At 64.2% G+C, this 3112-nt stretch carries 2 protein-coding genes; both read left to right on the forward strand.

Annotated elements, in window-relative coordinates; translation table 11 throughout:
- Nucleotides 1–134 precede the first annotated feature (134 nt).
- Nucleotides 135–287, forward strand: a complete 153-nt coding sequence (locus Q7T45_RS20020) for a DUF3096 domain-containing protein (RefSeq protein ID WP_304872938.1) — start codon at nt 135–137, stop codon at nt 285–287.
- Nucleotides 288–378: 91 nt separating this feature from the next.
- Nucleotides 379–3112 (forward strand): pyruvate, phosphate dikinase (gene ppdK / locus Q7T45_RS20025; RefSeq protein ID WP_304872940.1); only part of this gene is annotated, 2734 nt, incomplete at its 3' end.

Here is a 3112-nt window from a genome sequence, read left to right on the forward strand (position 1 = left end):
CGCTGCAATTTTCGGCAGTTTTCGCAGGTCACGGAACCCATTGAGGCCACAGGCGTCTCCTATCGTGGAACCCTGCGAGGGGCTAAAATACGGTCGTCGATTCGACCCCCGCCAGCATCACACCGGAGAGATTCATGACCATCACTGCTGCCCATATTCAGCCCATCGTGGCGCTCATAGCTGGCGTGCTGATTCTGATCATGCCGCGCTTCCTCAATTTCGTGGTCGCGATCTATCTGATCTTCATCGGTTTGGCGGGTCTCGGCCTGTTCAAGCTGTTCAAGTAGGGCTCAAACCGGGAACTCGCGCCTTGCGCAGGGCGGCCCAAAGTGGTGTAAGGCGCGCATCTCCCTCCCATCAGCGGATTGTTTGTAAGCCATGGCCAAAGCCGCATCCAAGCTGAAGAAAACCGCAGCGAAATCAAAGCCCTCCTTGCCCGCCCGGGCGAAGGCCGCGCCGCCCGTCAGCGCCCGCAAGGCGCTGAAGAAGAGCCCTCCCAAGCCTGCGAAAAAGCCTGTTATCGTCAAGTCGCCGGCGAAGCCCGCGGCTGTGGCAAAATCCGGCAAATGGGTGTTCACCTTCGGTGACGGCAAGGCCGAAGGCAAAGCCGGCCTGCGCGATCTGCTCGGCGGCAAGGGCGCGAATCTCGCCGAGATGGCCAATCTCGGCCTGCCGGTGCCTCCCGGCTTCACCATCCCGACCTCGGTCTGCACCTATTTCTACGCCCACGACAAATCCTATCCCGCGGCCTTGAAGACGCAGGTCGAAAAGGCGCTGGACCATGTCGGCAGACTGACCGGCAAGGCGTTCGGCGATACCAAAAATCCGCTGCTGGTTTCGGTGCGCTCCGGCGGCCGCGCCTCGATGCCGGGCATGATGGACACCGTGCTCAATCTCGGTCTCAACGACAAGACCGTGGAAGCGCTGGCGGAACTCTCGGGCGATCGCCGTTTCGCCTATGACAGCTATCGCCGCTTCATCACCATGTATTCGGATGTCGTGCTCGGCTTCGAGCATCATCATTTCGAGGACATCCTCGATACCTTCAAGGACAGCCAGGGCTACACGCTCGACACCGACCTGACCGGCGACGACTGGGTCGAACTGGTCGGCCGCTACAAGGAAGCGGTGGCGCGCGAGACCGGCAAGGATTTCCCGCAGGACCCGCACGCGCAATTGTGGGGCGCGATCGGCGCGGTGTTTTCATCCTGGATGAACGCGCGCGCGGTGACCTACCGCCGTCTGCACGACATTCCGGAATCCTGGGGCACCGCGGTCAACGTGCAGGCCATGGTGTTCGGCAATATGGGCGAGACCTCGGCGACCGGCGTTGCGTTCACCCGCAATCCCTCGACCGGCGAGAGCAAGCTGTACGGCGAATTCCTGATCAACGCGCAGGGCGAAGACGTGGTGGCGGGCATCCGCACGCCGCAGGACATCACCGAATATGCGCGCAAGGAATCCGGCTCCGACAAGGCATCGATGGAAATCGCGATGCCCGACGCGTTCAAGGAACTGACCAAGTTCTACACGTTGCTGGAAAAGCATTACCGCGACATGCAGGACATGGAGTTCACGGTCGAGCAGGGCAAGCTGTGGATGCTGCAGACCCGCGGCGGCAAGCGCACCGCGAAAGCCGCGCTGCGCATCGCCGTCGAACTCGCCAATGAAGGCCTGATCTCCAAGAAGGAAGCGGTATCGCGGATCGATCCCGCCTCGCTCGACCAGTTGCTGCATCCGACCATCGATCCCGGCGCCAAGCGCGATGTCATCGCCACCGGCCTGCCGGCGTCGCCGGGTGCGGCCTCCGGCGAAATCGTGTTCTCGTCCGACGAAGCGGCCAAACTGCAGGCCGATGGTCGCAAGGTCATTCTGGTGCGGATCGAAACCAGCCCCGAAGACATTCACGGCATGCACGCCGCCGAAGGCATCCTGACCACCCGCGGCGGCATGACCTCGCATGCCGCGGTGGTCGCGCGCGGCATGGGCAAGCCCTGCGTCTCCGGCTGCGGCTCGATCCGCGTCGATTACGGCCGCGGCACCATGAGCATCGGTACCCGCACCTTCAAGACCGGCGACGTCATCACCATCGATGGATCGCTGGGCCAGGTGCTGGCCGGCCGGATGCCGATGATCGAGCCGGCGATGTCCGGCGAATTCGGCACGCTGATGGGCTGGGCCGATTCCTTCCGCAAGCTCGGCGTTCGCGTCAACGCCGACACCCCCGACGACGCGCGCACCGCGATCAAATTCGGTGGCGAGGGCATCGGGCTGTGCCGCACCGAGCACATGTTCTTCGAGGAAACCCGGATCCGCACCGTGCGCGAGATGATTCTCGCCGAGGACGAACAGGCCCGCCGCGCCGCGTTGGCCAAACTGCTGCCGATGCAGCGCGCGGATTTCGTCGAGCTGTTCGAGATCATGAAGGGCCTGCCGGTGACGGTCCGGCTGCTCGATCCGCCGCTGCACGAGTTCCTGCCGCACACCCAGGCCGAGATCGAGGAAGTCGCGCGCGCGATGAATACCGATCCGCGGCGCCTCGCCGATCGCGCCCGCGATCTCGCCGAGTTCAATCCGATGCTCGGCTTCCGCGGCTGCCGCCTCGCCATCGCCTATCCCGAGATCGCCGAGATGCAGGCGCGCGCCATCTTCGAGGCCGCGGTCGAAGCGGAAAAGCGCACCGGCAAGGCGGTCGGCCTCGAGGTGATGGTGCCGCTGATCGCGACCAAGACCGAGTTCGACCTGATCAAGGGCCGGATCGACGCCACCGCGCAGTCGGTGATGAAGGAGACGGGCAAGAAGCTCGCCTATCAGGTCGGCACCATGAGCATCGGCACCCGCACCTTCAAGACCGGCGACGTCATCACCATCGACGGCTCGCTGGGCCAGGTGCTGGCAGGGCGGATGCCGATGATCGAGCCGGCGATGTCGGGCGAATTCGGCACGCTGATGGGCTGGGCCGATTCGTTCCGCAAGCTCGGCGTCCGCGTCAACGCCGACACCCCGGAAGATGCCCGCACCGCCATCAAGTTCGGCGGCGAGGGCATCGGGCTGTGCCGCACCGAGCACATGTTCTTCGAGGAAACCCGGATCCGCACCGTGCGCGAGATGA

This window comes from Bradyrhizobium sp. (assembly GCF_030646015.1).
Taxonomy (GTDB): Bacteria; Pseudomonadota; Alphaproteobacteria; order Rhizobiales; family Xanthobacteraceae; genus Bradyrhizobium.

What these genes read in the sequence shown, in the direction of transcription:
- Q7T45_RS20020 (WP_304872938.1), top strand. Translation starts at nt 135, where the DNA reads ATGACCATCACTGCTGCCCATATTCAGCCCATCGTGGCGCTCATAGCT.